Annotated in this window: 22 protein-coding genes; 12 read left to right on the plus strand and 10 right to left on the minus strand. The window is 62.5% G+C overall.

The window, feature by feature from the left end; translation table 11 throughout:
• Window positions 1-141: 141 nt before the first annotated feature.
• The 10 genes from ccmA to J3P77_RS07585 are packed head-to-tail and all read left to right on the plus strand — an operon-like array spanning window position 142 to window position 7589.
• The gene (ccmA, locus tag J3P77_RS07540; protein ID WP_434680793.1) at window positions 142-783 is read left to right on the plus strand and encodes a cytochrome c biogenesis heme-transporting ATPase CcmA; all 642 of its coding nucleotides are present in this window, start codon (window positions 142-144) and stop codon (window positions 781-783) included.
• The gene (gene ccmB / locus J3P77_RS07545) at window positions 780-1451 is read left to right on the plus strand and encodes a heme exporter protein CcmB (RefSeq protein ID WP_434680795.1); all 672 of its coding nucleotides are present in this window, start codon (window positions 780-782) and stop codon (window positions 1449-1451) included. Before ccmA ends, ccmB begins: the two co-directional genes overlap by 4 nt.
• A gap of 54 nt (window positions 1452-1505) precedes the next feature.
• Window positions 1506-2300 (plus strand): heme ABC transporter permease, encoded by a 795-nt coding sequence (locus J3P77_RS07550; protein WP_434680798.1) that lies wholly within the window; start codon window positions 1506-1508, stop codon window positions 2298-2300.
• A 3-nt stretch (window positions 2301-2303) separates the two neighbouring features.
• On the plus strand, window positions 2304-2480 hold the full coding sequence (ccmD, locus tag J3P77_RS07555) for a heme exporter protein CcmD (protein ID WP_434680799.1): 177 nt from the start codon (window positions 2304-2306) through the stop codon (window positions 2478-2480).
• Window positions 2477-2944 (plus strand): cytochrome c maturation protein CcmE, encoded by a 468-nt coding sequence (gene ccmE / locus J3P77_RS07560; protein ID WP_434680800.1) that lies wholly within the window; start codon window positions 2477-2479, stop codon window positions 2942-2944. The genes ccmD and ccmE overlap by 4 nt, the downstream gene beginning before the upstream one ends.
• A 2-nt stretch (window positions 2945-2946) precedes the next feature.
• Entirely contained in the window at window positions 2947-4920 is a 1974-nt protein-coding gene (locus J3P77_RS07565) for a heme lyase CcmF/NrfE family subunit (RefSeq protein ID WP_434680802.1), read from the plus strand.
• Window positions 4917-5450, plus strand: a complete 534-nt coding sequence (locus J3P77_RS07570) for a DsbE family thiol:disulfide interchange protein (protein ID WP_434680803.1) — start codon at window positions 4917-4919, stop codon at window positions 5448-5450. Before J3P77_RS07565 ends, J3P77_RS07570 begins: the two co-directional genes overlap by 4 nt.
• Window positions 5447-5917 (plus strand): cytochrome c-type biogenesis protein, encoded by a 471-nt coding sequence (locus J3P77_RS07575; protein ID WP_434680804.1) that lies wholly within the window; start codon window positions 5447-5449, stop codon window positions 5915-5917. The genes J3P77_RS07570 and J3P77_RS07575 overlap by 4 nt, the downstream gene beginning before the upstream one ends.
• Window positions 5914-7146: a c-type cytochrome biogenesis protein CcmI gene (gene ccmI / locus J3P77_RS07580; RefSeq protein WP_434680805.1), complete on the plus strand. Its 1233-nt coding sequence runs from the start codon at window positions 5914-5916 to the stop codon at window positions 7144-7146. The genes J3P77_RS07575 and ccmI overlap by 4 nt, the downstream gene beginning before the upstream one ends.
• 11 nt (window positions 7147-7157) lie before the next feature.
• Window positions 7158-7589, plus strand: a complete 432-nt coding sequence (locus J3P77_RS07585; protein WP_434680806.1) for a hypothetical protein — start codon at window positions 7158-7160, stop codon at window positions 7587-7589.
• Between the two features lie 156 nt (window positions 7590-7745).
• Here J3P77_RS07585 and J3P77_RS07590 read toward each other — a convergent pair whose 3' ends face one another.
• From J3P77_RS07590 to J3P77_RS07620, 7 genes are all read right to left on the minus strand, one after another.
• A complete protein-coding gene (locus J3P77_RS07590; protein ID WP_434680807.1) occupies window positions 7746-8744 on the minus strand; it encodes a sulfate ABC transporter substrate-binding protein in 999 nt (332 codons plus the stop codon).
• Window positions 8745-8843: 99 nt separating this feature from the next.
• Window positions 8844-9677, minus strand: coding sequence for an ion transporter (locus J3P77_RS07595; RefSeq protein WP_434680809.1), 834 nt, complete (start codon window positions 9675-9677; stop codon window positions 8844-8846).
• Between the two features lie 155 nt (window positions 9678-9832).
• Window positions 9833-11266, minus strand: a complete 1434-nt coding sequence (locus tag J3P77_RS07600) for an efflux transporter outer membrane subunit (protein WP_434680811.1) — start codon at window positions 11264-11266, stop codon at window positions 9833-9835.
• Entirely contained in the window at window positions 11263-12147 is an 885-nt protein-coding gene (locus J3P77_RS07605; protein WP_434680812.1) for an efflux RND transporter periplasmic adaptor subunit, read from the minus strand. The genes J3P77_RS07600 and J3P77_RS07605 overlap by 4 nt, the downstream gene beginning before the upstream one ends.
• Window positions 12144-12353: a DUF1656 domain-containing protein gene (locus J3P77_RS07610; RefSeq protein ID WP_434680814.1), complete on the minus strand. Its 210-nt coding sequence runs from the start codon at window positions 12351-12353 to the stop codon at window positions 12144-12146. Before J3P77_RS07610 ends, J3P77_RS07605 begins: the two co-directional genes overlap by 4 nt.
• The gene (locus J3P77_RS07615) at window positions 12350-14437 is read right to left on the minus strand and encodes an FUSC family protein (RefSeq protein ID WP_434681918.1); all 2088 of its coding nucleotides are present in this window, start codon (window positions 14435-14437) and stop codon (window positions 12350-12352) included. Before J3P77_RS07615 ends, J3P77_RS07610 begins: the two co-directional genes overlap by 4 nt.
• A gap of 26 nt (window positions 14438-14463) precedes the next feature.
• The gene (locus J3P77_RS07620; protein ID WP_434680815.1) at window positions 14464-14916 is read right to left on the minus strand and encodes a MarR family winged helix-turn-helix transcriptional regulator; all 453 of its coding nucleotides are present in this window, start codon (window positions 14914-14916) and stop codon (window positions 14464-14466) included.
• A gap of 191 nt (window positions 14917-15107) precedes the next feature.
• On the opposite strand from J3P77_RS07620, the gene J3P77_RS07625 reads away from it, so the two are divergent.
• Window positions 15108-15374 (plus strand): hypothetical protein, encoded by a 267-nt coding sequence (locus J3P77_RS07625; RefSeq protein WP_434680816.1) that lies wholly within the window; start codon window positions 15108-15110, stop codon window positions 15372-15374.
• 97 nt (window positions 15375-15471) lie between these two features.
• Entirely contained in the window at window positions 15472-16140 is a 669-nt protein-coding gene (locus J3P77_RS07630; RefSeq protein WP_434680818.1) for a polysaccharide lyase family 7 protein, read from the plus strand.
• 203 nt (window positions 16141-16343) lie between these two features.
• On the opposite strand, the gene efeO (J3P77_RS07635) is transcribed toward J3P77_RS07630, so the two are convergent.
• Genes efeO (J3P77_RS07635) through efeO (J3P77_RS07645) form a run of 3 tightly spaced genes read right to left on the minus strand, consistent with a single transcriptional unit; the run spans window position 16344 to window position 19739 of the window.
• Entirely contained in the window at window positions 16344-17168 is an 825-nt protein-coding gene (efeO, locus tag J3P77_RS07635) for an iron uptake system protein EfeO (RefSeq protein ID WP_434680820.1), read from the minus strand.
• Between the two features lie 29 nt (window positions 17169-17197).
• Window positions 17198-18508 carry an iron uptake transporter deferrochelatase/peroxidase subunit gene (gene efeB, locus J3P77_RS07640; protein ID WP_434680822.1) on the minus strand — a complete coding sequence of 437 codons (1311 nt, stop codon included), beginning with the start codon at window positions 18506-18508 and terminating at the stop codon, window positions 17198-17200.
• Between the two features lie 22 nt (window positions 18509-18530).
• Window positions 18531-19739, minus strand: a complete 1209-nt coding sequence (gene efeO, locus J3P77_RS07645) for an iron uptake system protein EfeO (protein WP_434680824.1) — start codon at window positions 19737-19739, stop codon at window positions 18531-18533.
• Window positions 19740-19743: the final 4 nt, after the last annotated feature.

Below are 19743 nucleotides of genomic sequence, written 5' to 3' on the forward strand. Positions count from 1 at the left end.
TGCTGGCCATTTTGCAGTGGCCGGTAGCAACGAAGTTGCACCAATGTAACGGCCGTTTCAATCCTGACTTGAACCGCCCACTGCTTCGTGCATGCGGCTGCGGGCGTCACCCGTGGCGTCAACGCAGTTCTGGAAACCCTGATGACCTGTGCGACACCTCTTCTGGAAGCCACTGCCCTGTGTTGTGAACGGGATTGGCGACTGCTGTTCGAGCATCTGGATCTTCGCCTCGGCGCAGGCGAAATGGTGCAGATCAGCGGCCCCAATGGCAGCGGCAAGACCAGTCTGCTCCGGCTGCTGGCCGGGCTGATGCAGCCGACGGCGGGTGAGGTGCGTCTCAATGGCTTGCCGCTGAACCGGCAACGCGCCGAGCTGGCGCGCAATCTGTTGTGGATCGGGCATGCGGCGGGTATCAAGGATCTGCTGACGCCGGTGGAAAATCTTTCCTGGCTGTGTGCGCTGCATCGGCCGGTGCAAGAGGCCCGGATCGACACGGCACTGGCCGCGGTCGGTCTGCGTGGTTTCGAGGATGCGCCGTGTCACACGTTATCGGCCGGACAGCAGCGACGTGTCGCCCTGGCGCGTCTGTACCTGCCAGGCCCGCCGATCTGGATTCTCGACGAACCCTTCACCGCGCTCGACAAGCAAGGCGCGGCGCAGCTCGAAGCGCACCTTGCCGCGCATTGTGATCAGGGCGGAATGATTGTGCTGACCACGCACCACAACATGACGCAACTGCCTTCGCGCTATCGCGAGCTTGATCTGGGACAGTGGTCGGTATGAGCAACGTCTTTACTCTGCTGCTTGTCCGCGAAGCGCGACTGCTGGTCCGCCGTCCGGCGGAGCTGGCCAATCCACTGGTTTTTTTCGCTATCGTGATTGCATTGTTCCCTCTGGCAGTCGGGCCGGAGACTCAGTTATTGCAGACCCTGTCGCCCGGTCTGGTGTGGGTAGCGGCGCTACTGGCGGTGCTGCTTTCGCTGGACGGGCTGTTTCGCAGCGATTTCGAAGACGGCTCGCTGGAACAGTGGGTCCTTTCGCCGCACCCGCTGCCTGTTCTGGTTCTGGCCAAGGTGCTGGCACACTGGGCATTCTCCGGCCTTGCGCTGGTGCTGCTCGCGCCGCTGCTGGGCCTGATGCTCGGCTTGCCAGGGCGTTGTCTGCCGGTGCTGCTGATTTCACTGCTGCTGGGCACGCCGGTGCTGAGCCTGCTGGGTGCGGTCGGCGCCGCGCTCACCGTGGGCCTGAAGCGGGGCGGTCTGTTGCTGGCGCTGTTGATTCTGCCGCTGTACATCCCGGTGCTGATTCTGGGCAGCGGCGCGCTGCAAGCGGCACTGCAAGGCATGCCGACGGCCGGGTATCTGCTCTGGCTCGGCAGCCTCACCGCCCTGGCGGTCACCCTGACACCCTTTGCCATAGCGGCTGGCCTGAAGATCAGCGTCGGCGAATAATTGAGGTTGCGGACCGGGCTCGCCCGCTTTCGTGCAAACCCTGGATGCACCGTGATGAGAAGCAACGTGAGTAAAAGCAGCATCAGCTGGGCCTGGTTTCACAAGCTCGGCTCGCCCAAATGGTTCTATGCGACCAGCGCGCGCCTGTTGCCGTGGCTGGTTGTTCTCGCCGCGCTGTCGCTCGGCGTTGGTGTGGTCTGGGGGCTGGCATTCGCGCCGCCGGACTATCAGCAGGGCAACAGCTTCCGGATCATCTACATCCATGTTCCCGCCGCGATGCTGGCGCAATCCTGCTACGTCATGCTCGCGGTGTGCGGGGTGGTCGGGCTGGTGTGGAAGATGAAACTGGCCGACGTGGCGCTGCAATGCGCGGCGCCGATAGGCGCATGGATGACCGCGCTGGCGCTGGTCACCGGCGCGATCTGGGGCAAGCCGACCTGGGGCGCGTGGTGGGTGTGGGATGCACGGCTTACTTCCATGCTGATTCTGCTGTTCCTGTATTTCGGCCTGATTGCGCTGGGCAACGCCATCAGCAATCGCGACAGCGCCGCCAAGGCATGCGCGGTGCTTGCGATCGTCGGGGTGGTGAACATTCCGATCATCAAATATTCGGTGGAGTGGTGGAATACCCTGCACCAGGGCGCGACGTTCAGCCTGACTGAAAAACCCGCCATGCCTGCCGACATGTGGCTGCCGCTGCTGTTTACCACGCTGGGGTTCTACTGCTTTTTCGGCGCGGTGCTGTTGCTGCGCATGCGCCTGGAAGTGCTCAGGCGCGAGTCCCGTACCCAATGGGTCAAGGCCGAGTTGCTGTGCAGCGTCGGCAGGGGCATGGACCGAGGAGAGTAACCGGTGAGTTTCGAGTCATTCAGTGATTTCCTGGCGATGGGCCGTCATGGCCTGTTCGTCTGGTCGGCCTACGGCATCGCGCTGCTGGTGCTGGTCGTCAACGTGGCGTCGCCGCTTCTGGCGCGTCGGCGTTATCTGCAACAAGAGGCGCGCCGTCTGCGCCGGGAGAGCTCAACGTGAATCCTGCGCGCAAAAAGCGCTTGCTGATCATTCTCGCCATCATCGCAGGCGTGGGCATTGCCCTTGCGCTGGCGTTGAGTGCCCTGAAGGAAAATATCAACCTGTTCTATACGCCGAGCCAGATCGCCAACGGCGAAGCGCCGCTGGATACCCGAATCCGTGCCGGCGGAATGGTTGCCACGGGCTCGCTGATGCGCTCTGCCGATTCGCTGGATGTGCGCTTCGTGGTTACCGATTTCAGTAAATCGGTGACCATCACCTATCGCGGTATCCTTCCCGATCTTTTCCGCGAAGGACAGGGCATCGTCGCCCTGGGCAAGCTCAACGCCGACGGCGTGGTGGTGGCGGACGAAGTGCTCGCCAAGCACGACGAGAAGTACATGCCGCCTGAGGTCACCAAGGCGCTGAAGGAAAGCGGGCAAGCGGCTCCGGCTCCGGCACCCACACCATCGAAGCAGGGCTGACCATGATTCCTGAACTCGGCCATCTGGCCATGATCCTGGCGCTGTGTTTCGCGGTCGTGCAGGCCATCATCCCGCTGATCGGCGCGTGGCGCGGCGACCGGCTGTGGATGAGCCTGGGACAGCCCGCCGCCTGGGGGCAGTTCTTCTTCCTGCTGTTCGCGTTCGGCTGTCTGACCCAAGGGTTCATGAGCGACGACTTTTCCGTTGCTTATGTGGCCGAGAACTCCAACAGCGCGCTGCCCTGGTATTACAAGTTCAGCGCGGTCTGGGGCGCGCACGAAGGCTCATTGCTGCTCTGGGCTCTGATCCTCGGAGGCTGGACGTTCGCCGTATCGGTCTGTTCCCGGCAGTTGCCACAGGTCATGCTCGCCCGGGTGCTGGCGGTGATGGGCATGATCAGCATGGGCTTTCTGTCGTTCCTGATCCTAACGTCAAACCCTTTCGCGCGGATCCTGCCGCAGGTTCCGGCAAACGGTCGCGACCTCAATCCGCTGTTGCAGGACATCGGCCTGATCGTGCATCCGCCGATGCTGTACATGGGTTACGTCGGGTTTTCGGTGGCGTTCGCCTTTGCCATCGCCGCGCTGATGGGCGGCCGACTGGACGCGGCATGGGCGCGCTGGTCGCGTCCATGGACCATCGTCGCCTGGGCGTTCCTGGGCATCGGCATCACGCTCGGTTCCTGGTGGGCCTACTACGAGCTGGGCTGGGGCGGCTGGTGGTTCTGGGACCCGGTCGAAAACGCCTCATTCATGCCATGGCTGGTCGGCACCGCGCTGATCCATTCGCTGGCGGTGACTGAAAAGCGCGGGGTGTTCAAGAGCTGGACCGTACTGCTGGCCATAGCGACATTTTCGCTGAGCCTGCTGGGGACCTTCCTGGTGCGCTCCGGCGTGCTGACTTCCGTGCATGCGTTCGCCTCTGACCCTGCGCGTGGCGTGTTCATCCTCGCCTTCCTGCTGGTTGTGGTCGGCGGTTCACTGACGTTATTCGCGATTCGCGCGCCGGTGGTCAAGAGCCACGCCGGTTTCGGCTGGTGGTCGCGGGAAACCCTGCTGCTGGGCAATAACCTGATTCTGGTGGTTGCGGCGTCGATGATTTTGCTTGGCACACTGTATCCGCTGGTTCTTGATGCGCTGAGCGGCGCCAAGATGTCGGTGGGTCCGCCGTACTTCAATGCTCTGTTCGTACCGTTGATGGCGCTGTTGATGGTGGTGATGGCGATCGGTGTACTGGTGCGCTGGAAAGAGACGCCATTCAAATGGCTGCTGGGCATGCTCACCCCGGTGCTGCTGGGCAGCGTGGCGCTGGCGGTAGCGGTCGGTCTGATCATGGGTGATTTCAATTGGGCAGTGCTGGCGGCAGTGATGCTGGCGGCCTGGGTGCTGCTGGCCGGAGTTCGCGACTTGCTGGACAAGACTCGCCACAAAGGTCTGTTCAATGGACTGCGCGGTCTGACCCGCAGTTACTGGGGCATGCAGCTGGCGCATATCGGCATTGCGGTCTGCGCACTAGGCGTGGTGCTCTCCAGCCAGTACAGCGCCGAACGCGACTTGCGTCTGGCGCCGGGCGAGTCCACTGAGCTGGGCGGATACCGGTTTGTCTTCGAAGGGGCGCGGCACTATCAAGGGCCGAACTTCACTTCCGATCGTGGCACCGTGCGTGTTCTGCGCGACGGCCAGCTGCTGAGCATTCTGCATCCGGAAAAACGCCTGTACAGCGTGCAGCAGTCCATGATGACCGAGGCCGGTATCGATGCCGGTTTCACCCGCGACCTGTACGTCGCTTTGGGTGAGCCGCTGGGCGATGGCGCCTGGGCGGTGCGCGTGCATGTGAAACCGTTCGTGCGCTGGATCTGGTTCGGTGGTCTGCTGACCGGTCTTGGCGGCGCACTCGCCGCGCTGGACCGGCGCTACAGGGCGAAGGCCGAGCGCCGGGCGCGCGAGTCACTTTCGGTGTCGGGAGCAGCGGTATGAAGCGTTGGATCATGGCATTGCCGCTGGTGATTTTTCTCGGCGTGGCGCTGTTTCTGTATCGAGGCCTTTACCTGGACCCGGCGGAACTGCCGTCGGCGCTGATCGACAAGCCGTTCCCGGAGTTCTCGCTGCGTGAAGTACAGAGCGAAAAACTGCTGACCCGCGCCGATCTGCTGGGCAAGCCGGCGCTGGTAAACGTCTGGGCCACCTGGTGCGTCGCCTGTCGGGTCGAGCACCCGATGTTGAACAAGCTGGCCGGTCAGGGCGTGCTGATTTATGGCGTCAACTACAAGGACGTCAACGCCGACGCCATGAAGTGGCTCAAGGATTTCCATGACCCGTATGCGCTCGACATTCGTGATGAGGAAGGCTCGCTGGGCCTGAACCTGGGCGTGTACGGCGCGCCGGAAACGTTCCTGATCGACCGAAAAGGCATCATTCGTCACAAATACGTTGGGGTGATTGACGAGACGGTCTGGCGGGAAAAACTCGCCGGGCTTTATCAGGCGCTCGTGGATGAAGCGCCATGAAGCGCTGGATGTTTGCCATGGTGCTGGGCCTGGGTTTGAACGTGACCGCTCAGGCCGCCATCGACGCCTACCAGTTTCGTGACGAGGCTGAACGGGCGCGTTACAGCGAACTGACCCGCGAGCTGCGCTGCCCCAAATGCCAGAACCAGGACATCGCCGATTCCAACGCACCGATTGCCGCCGACCTGCGCAAGGAGATCTACCGCATGCTCGGCGAGGGGCGCAGCAATCAGCAAATCATCGACTTCATGGTCGATCGGTACGGCGAATTTGTGCGCTACAAGCCGCAACTGACGTCCCGGACCTGGCTGCTGTGGTTCGGCCCGGCCGTGCTGTTGATCGGTGGGCTGGTGGTGATCGGCGTGATCGTCGGCCGCCGTCGTGGCGGGCGCCGCGAGCAGGTCGATGCGCTTTCAGACGAGGAGCGTCAGCGCCTCGCCCAATTGTTGGAAAAGAGCCGAGAATGATCGATTTCTGGATGGCCGTTGGCCTGCTGTTGCTGGTGGCCTTGAGTTTCCTGCTGATCCCGGTCCTGCGGGCGCAGCGCGCAGGTGTCAGACAACGTCGTGAAGCGCTGCCGGAGGTCGACCGTGAAGCGGTCAATGTCGCGCTTTATCAGGAACGACTGGCAGAGCTGCAAAGCCAATGCGAAGCAGGTGTGCTGACTGCGGCGCAACTGGAAAGCGGTCGGGCCGAAGCGGCTCGTGAACTGCTGGCCGACACCGAAGGCACCGGCCCGGCGCGCGCTGTGCGGTCAGTTGCTTCGGGGCCAGGCAAGGCGCTGCCGCTGCTGGCTGCTGTGCTGGTGCCGCTGGTCGCGCTCGGTGCCTATCTGCAACTGGGGGCCAGTGACAAGGTTGAGTTGACCCGCGAATTCGCCCAGCCGCCTACGTCGCTGGCAGACGTCACGCAGCGTCTGGAGCGCACCGTCAAGGCTCAGCCGGAATCGGTGCAGAGCTGGTATTTTCTGGCGCGCAGCTACATGTCTCAAGAACGGCCGCAGGACGCGGCGCGCAGCTTCGAGCGCGCGGTGGCGCTGGCCGGTCGCGAACCTGAACTGCTCGGGCAGTGGGCTCAGGCGCTGTATTTCGCTGGCGGCAAGTCGTTCACCCCGCAGGTGCAGGCATTGACCGACGAAGCCTTGAAGGCCGACCCCAATGAAGTCACCAGCCTGGGGCTGCTCGGCATCGCCGCTTTCGAAAGCCAGCGCTATCAGGCCGCCGTCGATTACTGGACGCGCTTGCTGACCGCGCTGCCGGCGCAGGATCAATCGCGTGCGGCGCTGGAAGGCGGTATTGCCCGAGCGCGGGAAAAACTTGCGGGCGGCGGCCAGTCGGTGGCCAAAGCCGTGGGGCAGGCAGGGATCAGGTTGCGCGTCGAACTGGCACCGTCGATCAAGGCCAGCGTTCAACCCGGCGACAGCGTATTCATCTTCGCGCGCGCCGTGGGAGGTCCGCCCGCGCCGCTGGCGGTCAAGCGCGTGACCGTAGCCGACCTGCCAGTGGAGGTCGGGCTGAGCGATGCCGACGCAATGATGCCGCAACTGAAACTGTCGAACTTTGCGCAAGTCCAACTCAGTGCGCGGATATCCCGCGCAGGGCAGCCAACCACCGGCGAGTGGATTGGCCGCAGCCAGCCTCTCGCCAGCAGCGTGACCGCGCGGCAGACGCTGATCATCGATAGTCCAGACAATTAGAGAACCTGCTTATGTATCGCACCGCTCGCGTCACCTTGTTGGGAATGGTCCTGGGCTTGAGTGCCTGTGCGGTGCAGCCTCCGGATTCAGGCACCCAGGGGCCGCGCAGTCAGGAACCGATCCAGTCGCTGCCCGGCACCCAGCAGCCTGGCGCGCCGCGTCCTGGCACTCCGGCTAAAAAGCCTGCCCAGGCGCCCGCCAAGGCGCCGTCCAGCGGGCCGAAAACCTCTGCCAGCTTCGCACCGCCGCCCGGTGGTGCCAGTCATTGGGATGCGCGGATGGGCGTGTATGTGATGGAAGGTCAACCCAACACCTTCTATCGCCAGCGCACCTACTACAAGTGGAACGGCGGCTGGAGCTGGGCGACCAGCCTGGACGGGCCGTGGGAAGCGACCGATTCCAGCGGTGTACCGGCAGGGCTGGGGCGCAAGTTCGGGCAGTGATTTTCCTGTAAACCAAAACGGCGACCCTAGGTCGCCGTTTGGTTTTTTACCCCTGTCGTAGGAGCGCGCTTGCCCGCGACGGCGTAAGCACAGCCGCCACATATGCATCGCCTGAAAATCCGCTGTCGCGGGCAAGCGCGCTCCTACAGCGCGGAGCTACTTGGCTGGATAAATCTGATCGAACACCCCGCCGTCGACGAAGTGGGTCTTCTGCACGGTGCGCCAGTCGCCGAAGGTTTTTTCTACCGAGAGGAAGTCGACTTTCGGGAAGCGGTCCTTGTACTTGGCCAGCACCTCGGGATTACGTGGACGCAGGTAATTGTTCGCCGCGATTTCCTGGCCTTCGGGAGACCAGAGGTACTTCAAATAGCTTTCAGCCAGGGCGCGGGACTGCTTCTTGTCGACCACCTTATCCACCAGACTGACCGGCGGCTCGGCTTCGGCAGAGACTGTCGGATAGACCACCTCGAATTGATCGCGACCGAACTCGCGGGCGATCATTTCCGCCTCGTTCTCGAACGTCACCAGCACGTCGCCGATCTGGTTGGTCATGAAGGTGGTGGTCGCGCCACGACCGCCGGTGTCCAGCACAGGCACATGGGCAAACAGCGAACCTACAAACTTGCGCGCAGCCGCTTCATCGCCACCGTTCTTCAGCGTGTAGCCCCAGGCGGACAGGTAGGTATAGCGGCCGTTGCCTGAAGTCTTGGGGTTGGGCACGATCACTTCAACGCCGTCCTTGATCAGATCCGGCCAGTCCTTCAGCGCCTTGGGATTGCCCTTGCGCACAATGAACACTGTCGCCGAGGTGAACGGCGCACTGTTGTTCGGCAGCCGGCTGACCCAGTCTTTCGGTATCAGCTCACCGTTATCGGCCAAGGCATTGATGTCTGTTGCCATGTTCATGGTGATGACGTCGGCCGGCAGGCCATCGATGACCGAGCGCGCCTGCTTGCTCGAACCGCCGAAAGACATCTGCACCGCGAGGTCTTCGTTATGCTCGGCTTTCCAGTGCTTCTGGAACGCGCTGTTGTAGTCCTTGTAGAAGTCGCGCATGACATCGTAGGAAACGTTGAGCAGGGTCGGGGCGGCCTGGGCGGCACTGGCGAAAGCCAGGCCTGCGGCCAGTAACGAGGCGGCGAAAAGTTTGTTCACTGCTAAGTCCTTGTTGTGTCGGAATCATCGAATTGATGGCGCATTGCCGCGACTATAGCCGCAGACGTTCGGCCGTCTAAAGATCAAAAACATCTTTGCTTATAGCTTGTTATCCAGCCTGGGAAACAGGGCATTGCCGCATCGCGAGCAGAATGCGGCGCCGTGCTCGTGATGTTTCTTGGCGCAGACCGGGCAATCGTGTTTCAGCTGCTCGCCACGCATGGCATTGGCGAGTTCGGCGGTAAAGATACCGGTGGGCACGGCAATGATCGAATAGCCGGTGATCATCACCAGCGACGAGAGCATCTGGCCCATCCATGTTCTAGGCACGATATCGCCGTAGCCTACCGTGGTCAGGGTGACGATAGCCCAATAGATTCCCTTGGGAATGCTGGTGAAGCCATGCTGCGGGCCTTCGATCACGTACATCAGCGTGCCGAACACCGTGACCAGCGTCGATACCGTGACCAGAAACACGATGATTTTCTGCTTGCTGCCGCGCAACGCCGCCAGCAGGTAGTTGGCCTGACGCAGGTAGGTGCCGAGCTTGAGCACCCTGAAGATCCGCAGCATGCGGATGATTCGTACGATCAGCAGGTACTGGGCGTCGCTGTAATAGATCGCCAGCACGCCGGGCACAATCGCCAGCAAGTCGACCAGCCCATAGAAGCTGAACGCGTATTTTACGGGACGGGGCGAGCAGTACAGGCGCAGCAGGTACTCGACGGCGAAGATCAGCGTGAAGCCCCATTCGAAAATCGTGAACACCGTCGAGTACTCGCGATGCAGGCTTTCGATACTGTCGATGATAGTGACCAGCAGACTGAGCAGGATGATGACCAGCAAAGTCTTGTCGAAGCGGCGTCCTGCAGGAGTGTCGGTCTCGAAAATGATGGTGTGCAACCGCTGACGGCGGCTGAGAGAAGTGTCCATGGTACGTCCCGAGTTGAAGATCGGGTGAGCCTAGGAGCAATGGGCCTTGCAGCGCAAGTGCTGCCAACCTGTGGGCGCGCGCCGGGACGAGACCGGTAAGGGCGCGCTGCATCCCTCGCCGTCGCGGGCCAGCGCGCTCCTGGCGTGCGATGGAGTTACTTGCTGGCCACATCCTCCTTCTCCCAACCCCCGCCCAGCGCCAGGAACAGGTCGACCTGGCCGATGGCGACCTGAGTGTTGGCCGCGGCCAGTTGCGCGCGGACGTCGGTGTAGGTGCGGGTCGCTTGCAGATCGGCCAGGAATGAAGCGCGACCGGCCTGATAGAAACGGTGGGTCTGTTCGGCGGCTTCGCGGGCCGATTCTTCTGCTTCCTTCAGCGCATCGCGGCGATCAAGCAGGGCGGTGTATTGCGCGAGCCCGGTCTGGGTTTCGCGAATGGCATTGAGCACCACGCCATCGAAACGCGCCAGCGCGGCCTGGGTCGAGGCCTCGGCCTGATGGATGCGTGCCCGCGAGCCATTGGACGGAACGGTCCAGTTCAGCAGCGGGCCGAAGCCCCAACGGTTGGCGGCCGGCTTGCCGAGGTTCTCGATCATGCCCACCGTGCCGATGCTCGCGCCGATGCTGATGTCAGGATAAAGCTCGCCGGTGGCCACGCCGATCCGCGCCGTGGCAGCTGCGAGTTGGCGTTCGGCCTGACGCACGTCCGGGCGACGCTTGAGCAACGCCGCGCCGTCGCCGACCGGCATGACCTGGGCGATATGCGGCAGCTCGTTGCAGGTGCTGACGCCGGCTGGCAGTTGATCGAGGGGCTTGGCCAGCAGCATCGACAGGCGAAACAGCGCCGCCTGGCGCTGGGCCTCGTAGCGCGGCAGTTCGGCGCGCAATGACTTGAATTGAGTCTGCGACCGCGTGACCTGTGTTTCGTCGCCGCGCCCGGCATCGCGCAGGCGCTGATTGAGCGTCACGCTCTGCTGCTGAAGGTCCAGCGATTCGCGCGCGATGTCCAGTTCTTCATTGGCGGCGCACACCTGTGTGTAGGCGCGCACGACATCGGCGACCACGGTGATGCGCGCGGTATCCGCGGCGGCCTGAGTGGCATCAACGTTGGCCTGCGCCGCTTCGATGCCGCGTTGCAGGGTGCCGAACAGGTCGAACTGGTAGGAAGTGGTCAGCCCGACATCACCGACGTTGGCTACCGGCACCTTGTCCGCCAGCAGAAAGGCCTCGCCCGATTCCTGCAAGCGTTGCGCACCCACCTTGGCGCCGCTGGTAAATCCGCCGGCGGCTTGCGCTTCCGAGGTCTGGTAACGCGCACGTTGCAGGTTGGCGGCGGCGATCCGCAGATCAGTATTGGAAGCCAGCGCCTGACGCACCAGCTCGTCGACACCAGAGTCTTGATACAGCCGCCACCAGCGGGCGGGAACCGGCGCCGACACGGTGTTCACCGACTGGCCGGCCAGCTCGCCTTGCAAATCGGCTCGGTTGATGGCGCCGTCCGCGGGCAATTGATAATCGGGACCGACCATCTGGCAGGCGGACAACAGCAGGCCCAGGCCAGCGGTCGCCAAACGCAACGCGTGGTTCATTGCACCGCCTCCTGACGGTCATCGATGATCGAGACCGTCGCCGTGCGCCCGGCGATCATGCGAAAGTCGGCAGGCACCTGATCGAATGCGATTCGCACTGGAATCCTCTGCGCCAGCCGCACCCAACTGAACGCCGGATTGACGTTGGGCAACAGGTTGGAGCCGCTGGTGCGGTCCCGGTCTTCGATGCCCGCGACGATGCTCACCACGTGTCCGGTCAGTCGCGCGTTGTCGCCGATCACCCGGATATCCACGCCCTGGCCGATGTGGATACCGTCCAGTTTGGTTTCCTCGAAGTAACCGTCGATATGGAAAGACGCGGCGTCCACTACCGACAACACCGGGTGCCCGGCCGTGACAAACTCGTGGGAGCGGGGCGCGCGGTCGTTGAGGTAGCCATCAACCGGGCTGCGAATCACGGAGCGATCGAGATTCAATTGGGCAGCGTCGACGGCGACCTTCGCTTCATTAAGCGCCGACAGCGCCCGGGCTTCCCGGGACTGGCTTTCCTCCAGTTGCTCGCGAGCCACCAGGTTGCCCAGGCCGCGATTGCGCCTGTTCTCGCGCCGCGCCTGCTCCCAGCTTTCCTGACGTTCCGCGACTGTGGCCTGCGCCTGGCGCAGGGCCAGGCGGAAACGATCCTGATCGATGGTGAACAGCACCTGTCCCTTTTTCACGGGCTGGTTGTCGGTCACCTCGACTTTCTGGATCAGGCCGGACACGTCCGGCGCAATCTGTACGATGTCGGCGCGAATATGCCCATCGCGGGTCCAGGGCGCGTACATGTAGTACATCACCATGCGCCAGACAACGACGGCGGCCAGCGCCGCCACAAGCAGGGTCAGGACCACGCGGCCCAGGGTCAGTATCGGTTTTTTCATGTCATCAGGTATCGACTGAGAGAATCCACGGCGCCCAGCAGCAAGGCGTAGAGACCTACGTTGAACAAAGCCCGGTGCCAGACCAGGCGATAAAAATGGGCGCGCGACAGAACGGCATGCACGCCGAGAAACAGCAGGTAGGCGATGCCCATCAGTGCCAGAAAGGTGGGGATGAAGATCCCGCTGATGTCCAGATCACCAATCATAAGATGGCTCCGTCGATGCCATGGGGCGGTTGTTCGATGACCTCGCCAGCCGCGCTGACCATTTCCACACCGGGAAGCAGCGCCAGGCGCAGGCCGCTCAGGGCGTGCAACAGATGGACGCGCGCCGGATCTTCGCCCATGTCCTGAGCGGTGAGTGCGCGGCGGGCGCGGTCCATGGTCATCAGCAAACCTTTAGGGGCCGGGCCGCGTTCGCCGTCTTTAAGGCAGGTGCGGAAGTAACTGCCGACCTCACCGACCACCTGACGCAGCAGCGCCTGGGCAGCAGGCGTCGCCCGCGGCGTGTAGGCCAGCAGATCCAGCATGTTCAAGGCCACCCGCAGTTCGCGCAGCGCAATATTGGTGTCCTGCGCGGTGATCGTCAGGCGCGGCAGCTGCTGCATCAGGCGGTCGAGCATCTGCACGCCCATGCGCCGATGCTCGGCCAGGGTCGCGGTGTCGCTGAGGCTGGCGATGTCGCGCCAACTGAAACGCGTGAGGCGCTTGGCCGCCAGTTCGACGCCGAACGGGCGGAACACCAGCGTCCAGATAAAGGCAAACAACAGCCCGGCCGGGCCTGCGAGATTGGAGTTGAGGAAGTTCAGGAAATCCGCGTCGTAAGCGCTCTGGATGCTGATGAAAGACGACGTGTTGACGATGGTCAGCAGCGTGCCGAGGAAGAACCGCGGCTGCACGGTCAGGGTGCCGACGCAGATGAATGGTACGGCAAACGCCAGCACCAGCATCGGGAAGTCATGCAGGTTGGGCAGCACCACAAACAGATACAGGCTGGCGAATACCACCGACAGCATGGTCCAGAAAAAGAACCGGTAGATCTGTGGAGCGGGGTCGTCCATGGCCGCGAAGAAACTGCACGATACAGCGGCCAGCGCCACTGCACTTGCACCGTCTTTCCAGCCCAGCAAAATCCACAGCACCGACGCCACGATGATAGCCAGCACGGTTGAGATCACCGAATAGAGCATCAGGCCACGGTCCAGAAAAGGCGTGAGCCGGCCCAGCCGCCAGTGCCGGTAGACGGCACGCCACTGCGACTGGTCGTCGGTCTTGATGGCGTACTGCAGGGTTCGGCAATCGAGCCACAGGTCGATCCATTCACCCAGACGGAACAGCGCGTTGGACAGCAGCAACTGATCGCGGTCGTCGAGCTGCGTCGCATCCGGCTGCAAGCGCTCCATGTCGCGGTGCAACTGCTGCCATTTTTCCAGCTGCGGACCAGTGGCCGTGCTTTCCAGCCATTCGCGAGCCTGCACCAGAACCGGCGAAAGGCTGGCGAGCAGCGCGGGCGTGCGCCGCTCCAGTGCCCACAGCGCATCGTCCAGAGCGTCAATGACCGGCAGCAGATGGATCATGCGACCGCGCAGTTCCTGAGCGTTGCGTACGGTCTGCCGGCGCGCGCCTTCATGGCTGAGCTGGCCGATCATCATTTCCAGCGAATTGAAACTGGCGACCATCGAATTGCGCAGCGCGCCGACTTCCTCGGCTTCGAACGTACGGCCCAGAAAGCGCTCGCTGTACGTCGCGGCATCGTTGAACCATTTTTCCGTGGTGGCCTGGAATACCGGCGCCAGACGCCGCGGCCAGAACATGGCGCCGACCACCGCCGCGCAGATGATCCCCAGGAAGATCTCTTCGGTACGCGACACGGCAATCTCGAAGACGGCCTGCGGATTGTCCACCACCGGCAGCGAAATCAGCGGCATGGTGTAGCCGGCGAGCATCAGTGCGTAACTGTTGGCGGTGCGCAGATGCAGCGACAGAAACAGTAGAGTGCCGGTCCACAACCCGATCACCACGGCGAGCAGCAATGGCGTCTGCACGAACATCGGCACCAGCAGCACCGATGCCGCCGCGCCGGCCAGGGTGCCGACCGCCCGATATAGCGCTTTGGAGCTGGTCGGACCGACAAACGGGCTGGAGACGATATACACCGTGGCCATCGCCCAATAAGGACGCGGCATTTCCATGATCAGGGCGATGTACAACGCAAGCATCGAAGCGCCGAACGTGCGCGCGCCATAGAACCAGTCACGTGCGGGCGGCACGCCGTCGAAAAAGCCTTTGATGGCCAGATTCCGTAGCGCAAAACGACTCATGACTGCGGCTCCGGATCGGCCTGCGAAACCGCATTGAACGCCTGAAACACCCGCAAGGTGGCTTCGAGGTCGGCCTGGTCGATGTCTTTCAGCGCGTGCGCACGCAGGCGTGTCAGTTCCGCTTCGATGGAGCCTGCCAGCGAGCGACCGTGTTCAGTCAGGCTCAGCGCTTTGGCACGCCGGTCGCTCGGGTCTTCAGTGCGGCAGACGATCCCTGCGGCGCAGAGCTGATCGAGCAGGCGCACCAGTGTCGGGCTTTCCATGCCGGCCGCCTGGGCCACTTTGACCTGATGCACACCGTCGCCCAAGCGCGCGATGGCCAGCAGCGGACCGGCGCAGGCTTCGGAAATACCGTAATTCACCAGCGTCGCCTGGCAGCTGCGCCGCCATTGGCGGGATGCGGCAACCATTGCGCTGCTGATGGACTGGTGAAGTGAGGCAAGGGACATGAAATGACCGGAAATCAGACTGGTAATTTAGTTTGCAGGCACATTGTTAGGTCCAACATTAATAGCTTGCTAACTATAATATCCTGTAACAAAGTAGTTGAGTCAAATGAAATGTGCTGGGGAGGGGATGGGAAGGGCACGGTCGTCTGCCACTGCGGGCGTGACTGACGACAGCAGCATCAAGGGGCTGAATGACACTGTCAGGCCTGAAAAGTGCGATTCAGGATGTAATATTTTTCTACCGTTCGTCGCCTTCTTCTCACCAATATTTCGTTGCTGAGCCGATTAGAGCCAAAAACATGACGCCACTCGTTTGGCATGTAACGCAGATGAATCACTGTGTGCAGAAAGCTGCCCACAGTTGGGATCCAACAGGGTGTGATATTGGAATGATGGCCTTTCCAGTCAAACGACTGTTTGTTGACGGCAAAGCGCCACTGCTCGCGATTAAAGATTAAACACCGGGGCCGATAGCCAGAGCGAATCCGGCGGGTGTTGAAATGCCCGTTGCAGAGCCATCCTGTCGGTGCGGTTGCGCACCTTGCGAGCTACCCAATGATCGACCTCGCCATGTGGAACCTGTCCGTTCCAGTCGGAACACCAGCTGCCACCATTACTACCCCGCAACTGATCAACGGATACCAGGATGGTTACTTCCGATCAGGCAACACACTGTTCTTCTGGGCACCGGTTACTGGGTCCACTACGGACAATGCCAAGTATCCCCGCACCGAATTGCGTGAAACCAAAGCCGACGGTCGCCAGTACAACTGGACCTACCCGCAGGCAGACAACTTTCTGCGCGCGGCGCTGACGGTCAATCAGGTGCCGTCAACCGGCAAGATCGTTATCGGCCAGATCCACTGCGCCCAGAGCACCGAGCCGCTGCTCAAGGTCGAGTACCAGTACAAGGAAAAGCTCAAGACCGGCAACATCGTGGCCAAGCTGCGTCGCAGCCCGGACGCGGAAATCGAGGTGATCACCATCGCCCAGCGCGTGCCGCTCAACGAGCGTTTCAGCTACAGCATCCACCTGACCCCGGCCGGCAACCTGACGGTCAACGCCTACGATTCGGCGTGGAACGTGAAGCTCGATTCGGCCTGGAGCACCAAGCTGCTGTACTTCAAGGCAGGCGTGTACACCCAGGACAACACCGGTTACCCCACCGAAGGCGGCGCGGCAACCTTCTACAAGCTGACCATCGCTCACGACAAGAAGGCTTGAATCCGGGTTCGGCGGCGCGAGGAATCACGCCAGGCTACCGCCTGCAACGCCTGTTTGCTGCCGCTGCGCGCCAGATCGTCGGATTGCCGCCCACACAAGCTGGCTCCCGCAGGATCGCGGCGCACTTCAGTACCCTGTGGGAGCCAGCTTGCTGGCGAGGAGGGCGGCATGGACACCAGGCAAAGCTCGGTTGAAACCTCAGGTCAGTTCAGACCCAGCTTGCCGCGCAGGGTCGACAGGTCTTCGGCCAGGGTGTTGACCGGGCCGACCAGCGCCTTGCGGTCGTTTTCCTTGACCTTGTCGTAAGTCTGAAAGCCACCGTCCGGGGTTTTGTAGCGGGCGAGGATCTTTTCCACGGTGGCAAAGTTCTTGTCGACCTTGCTGGTGAACGCCTTGTCCTGCGTTTCGATGTGGGGGCGGAACAGATCGACGATCTTCTTCGCGCCGTCGATGTTGCCCTGGAAGTCATACAGGTCAGTGTGGCTGTAACGGTCTTCCTCACCGGAGACCTTGGTCGCCGCGACTTCCTCAAGCAGCGCCGCAGCGCCACCGACTACTTTCTCCGGCGGGAACGTCAGCTCGGCCACGCGCTTTTCCAGGTCCTCGACGTCGGCCATCAGCTTGTCAGCGATGGGGCCCTGGTCTTTGGTGGTGTTCTTGGCGAACAGTGCGTATTCCAGACGATGGAAGCCGGTGAAATCGTCGGCTTCGACGCCTTGCTCATGGTCATCCTCGCGCGAGTCGATGGATGCATCCAGATCGCTGAACAGCTCGGCAATCGGCTCGACCGACTCGTAGAAAACGCGGGTCGGCGCGTACAGCTTTTTAGCGGCGGCGATGTCGCCTTTCTTCACTGCATCGGTGAACTGCCGGGTGTGGCTGACCAGCTCTTCGATGTTCTCGGTCACGTAGATCTTGTAGTCCGAAACCGGGCCGACCAGGTCCAGTGGCGCTGTAGCGGCAAAGGCGGCAAACGGCGTCTGAAGCAGGCCAAGGGTCAACAGCAAAGCCAGAGGTGTCTTTTTCATGGTTGTGTTCCGGGTCATGAGGTTGAAAGTCAGGCGGTTTGGGCAGGCGATGCAGCGGCCAGCAAAGAGCGGCCAAGAAAATCTTTGTCGTCGGTCACGCCGGGCAGGGTGAAGAAATAACCGCCACCAACCGGCTTGAGGTATTCCTCCAGCGGCTCGCCGTTGAGGCGGTTCTGCACGGTGATGAAGCCTTTTTCGAGATCAGCCTGGTAACAGATGAACAGCAGGCCCATGTCCAGCTGGCCGTTCTTGTTGACCCCGTTGGAGTAGTTGAACGGACGGCGCAGGATCAGGTTGCGCTGGCTTTCCGGCGTACGCGGGTTGGCCAGACGGATGTGCGAATCCAGCCGCGTCTTCTTGCCCTCCGGGTCGGCGGCATAGTTGGGCACGTCGGTTTCCAGCTTGCCGTCCATGGGCGCACCGCTGTTCTTGGCGCGGCCGAAGATCGCCTCCTGCTCCTGCAAAGGCGTGCGGTCCCAGCGCTCGACGAAATTACGGATGATGCGCACTGCCTGATAGCTGCCGTTAGCGGCCCAGGCCGGTTCGTCGCTGCCCGGCTGAACCCAGACCAGCTCATTCATGGCTTTCTGGTCGTTGGAATCGGGGTTGGCCGAGCCGTCGCGAAAGCCCAGGAAGTTGCGCGCGCTTTCCGGTGGCTGGCCGGGCTTTTTCGGCGCTTGCGGCGGTACGGTGCCTTCCTGTTTCCAGCGCACCAGCAGCAGATCGGGCAGGTTCTTGACGATGTCACGCAAGGCGTGAATGTTGCTGTCCGGAGTGTTGGCGCAGAACTGAATGCTCAGGTCGCCATGGCAACTGGCGGCATCCAGCGCATCGTTGGGAAACCCGACCATGCGGCTCAGCCGTTTCGGCTTGACGTCGCTCAGCCCGAAGCGTTCGTCGAACAGCGACTCGCCCACTGAAACGGTGATCGTCAGGTTATCCGGAGTAACGACCGGCCCGAGAATGCCGGAGTCCAGCGGCGGCAGTTTCGGGTCGACCTCGGGCACCGGGCCGCCGGTCATCAAAAAGGCGATGCGCTCGTTGAGCGTGCGGAACAGGCGTTCGAGGTCTTCACGGTCGGCAGCCAGTACATCGAACGCGACCAGCATGCCCGCGGTCGGGCGCGGGTTGACGATGCCGCTCTGGTGCACGCCATGGAAGGCATTGCGATCTTCGGTCTTTTCGCTGTTCGGCGCTTCGGTGACCTGGGCCGGGGCTGCGGCCATCACGTTGTTGCTCAGGCTGCTGCCCGCCAGCGCGGCACCGGCGACGCCCAGCCCCATCAGCACGCGGCGGCGCTGGATGGACTGCGGGGCGTTGTTGTTGTCTGGGTTCTTCATCTTGGTGCTTTGCTCCAGTGGATCAGAGGCTCGAAAGGCCAAGTGCCGGGTCGACGCCCTCAAGCGCATCGGCCAGGGACCGGGCCTTGTCGGCAATCTGCTGGCGCTGTGCGGCCTGAACCTGATCGTAAGGGCGGTAGCCGTTGTCAGTGTTCAGGGCATCGAGGGCAGTGGTGAGGTCGGCAGTCGCTGCATCGATCTTTTGCAGCAGGTCGCCCGCGCTTTTACTCAGCAATGGACGAAGCAGGTCGATGACTTTGCGTGCGCCTTCCAGGTTGGCGGCGAAGCCGTTCAGGTCGCTATGGCTGTAGCGCTCTTCTTCGCCGTTACTGCGCACGTCTGCGAGGCTGCGCAGGTTGCGGATCACAATGCCGGTCAGTTGCTCGGGTGCCAGCGATTGCGCCAGCAGTTGCTGCTGGAGCTGGGTGACGTCAGTCACAAGGCGCTGTGCCACTGGCGCGAGGCCGTCGACGCTGCGCTGGTCGAACAGCGCGTACTCGATGCGATGGAAACCGCTGAACCCTGGGTCCTGTTCGCGCTTCTCGTAATAATCGGCGCGGGCGTTGATGGCGTTGTCCAGCTCGGCCATGCGCTGCGCGGCGGGCGCGATGCGCTGGTAGACCGCGCGGGCGGGCGCGTACGCCGCCTGAGCCGCGCTCAGATCACCGGCTTCGATGGCATGCTGCAACGCGCTGGTCGACTTGATCAGCGCCGAGCCTTGCAGGCTCAGGTAGACGCGGTATTCGGAAAGCGGGCCGATGAACGCGGTCATCGATGGACGGGCCTTGGCCCTGGCGTCGGATTCCGCGGTCGGCGTGACGTGCAGTGTGCCACGCGGGTTGCTCAGCAGGCCGCAGGTGATGGTGTAGTCGCCGGGCGCCAGGTTGGCGTTGATTACCTGACTCAGGCCCGGAGCGATATTTTCCCGCTCTTCGACCACCAGCACGCCGTCGAGAATTTCCCATTCGACCGCACGTTCCGAACGGTTGACGATGCGGAAAGCGTTCCTGCCCGCCGGAACGGTCAGCGCGTTGGGCTCGCAATTGTGGCCGTGAATATTGACCACGGTTTCCGAGCCGGCATTGGCGGCACGCTTGGTGGCCGCTACCTGCGAGGCGTAATAGAACAGACCGCCGGCGGCGATCATCAGGATCACGGAACCGGCCACTGCCAATCGCAAGGCGCGGGGAGGTCTGGCGGATGCGCCAGGCCCGGAGGATGGGTTCGACATGGGG

Origin of the sequence: Pseudomonas sp. R1-18 (assembly GCF_051132095.1) — a bacterium.
Taxonomy (GTDB): Bacteria; Pseudomonadota; Gammaproteobacteria; order Pseudomonadales; family Pseudomonadaceae; genus Aquipseudomonas.

Coding starts and splice junctions, on each gene's coding strand:
- ccmB (WP_434680795.1), top strand. CDS start 780: ATGAGCAACGTCTTTACTCTGCTGCTTGTCCGCGAAGCGCGACTGCTG.
- efeO (WP_434680824.1), bottom strand. CDS start 19,739: ATGTCGAACCCATCCTCCGGGCCTGGCGCATCCGCCAGACCTCCCCGC.
- efeB (WP_434680822.1), bottom strand. CDS start 18,508: ATGAAGAACCCAGACAACAACAACGCCCCGCAGTCCATCCAGCGCCGC.
- J3P77_RS07610 (WP_434680814.1), bottom strand. CDS start 12,353: ATGATTGGTGATCTGGACATCAGCGGGATCTTCATCCCCACCTTTCTG.
- J3P77_RS07595 (WP_434680809.1), bottom strand. CDS start 9,677: ATGGACACTTCTCTCAGCCGCCGTCAGCGGTTGCACACCATCATTTTC.
- J3P77_RS07600 (WP_434680811.1), bottom strand. CDS start 11,266: ATGAACCACGCGTTGCGTTTGGCGACCGCTGGCCTGGGCCTGCTGTTG.
- J3P77_RS07585 (WP_434680806.1), top strand. CDS start 7,158: ATGTATCGCACCGCTCGCGTCACCTTGTTGGGAATGGTCCTGGGCTTG.
- J3P77_RS07630 (WP_434680818.1), top strand. CDS start 15,472: ATGATCGACCTCGCCATGTGGAACCTGTCCGTTCCAGTCGGAACACCA.
- J3P77_RS07625 (WP_434680816.1), top strand. CDS start 15,108: ATGACACTGTCAGGCCTGAAAAGTGCGATTCAGGATGTAATATTTTTC.
- ccmI (WP_434680805.1), top strand. CDS start 5,914: ATGATCGATTTCTGGATGGCCGTTGGCCTGCTGTTGCTGGTGGCCTTG.
- J3P77_RS07620 (WP_434680815.1), bottom strand. CDS start 14,916: ATGTCCCTTGCCTCACTTCACCAGTCCATCAGCAGCGCAATGGTTGCC.
- J3P77_RS07565 (WP_434680802.1), top strand. CDS start 2,947: ATGATTCCTGAACTCGGCCATCTGGCCATGATCCTGGCGCTGTGTTTC.
- J3P77_RS07550 (WP_434680798.1), top strand. CDS start 1,506: ATGAGAAGCAACGTGAGTAAAAGCAGCATCAGCTGGGCCTGGTTTCAC.
- J3P77_RS07570 (WP_434680803.1), top strand. CDS start 4,917: ATGAAGCGTTGGATCATGGCATTGCCGCTGGTGATTTTTCTCGGCGTG.
- efeO (WP_434680820.1), bottom strand. CDS start 17,168: ATGAAAAAGACACCTCTGGCTTTGCTGTTGACCCTTGGCCTGCTTCAG.
- J3P77_RS07605 (WP_434680812.1), bottom strand. CDS start 12,147: ATGAAAAAACCGATACTGACCCTGGGCCGCGTGGTCCTGACCCTGCTT.
- J3P77_RS07575 (WP_434680804.1), top strand. CDS start 5,447: ATGAAGCGCTGGATGTTTGCCATGGTGCTGGGCCTGGGTTTGAACGTG.
- ccmA (WP_434680793.1), top strand. CDS start 142: ATGACCTGTGCGACACCTCTTCTGGAAGCCACTGCCCTGTGTTGTGAA.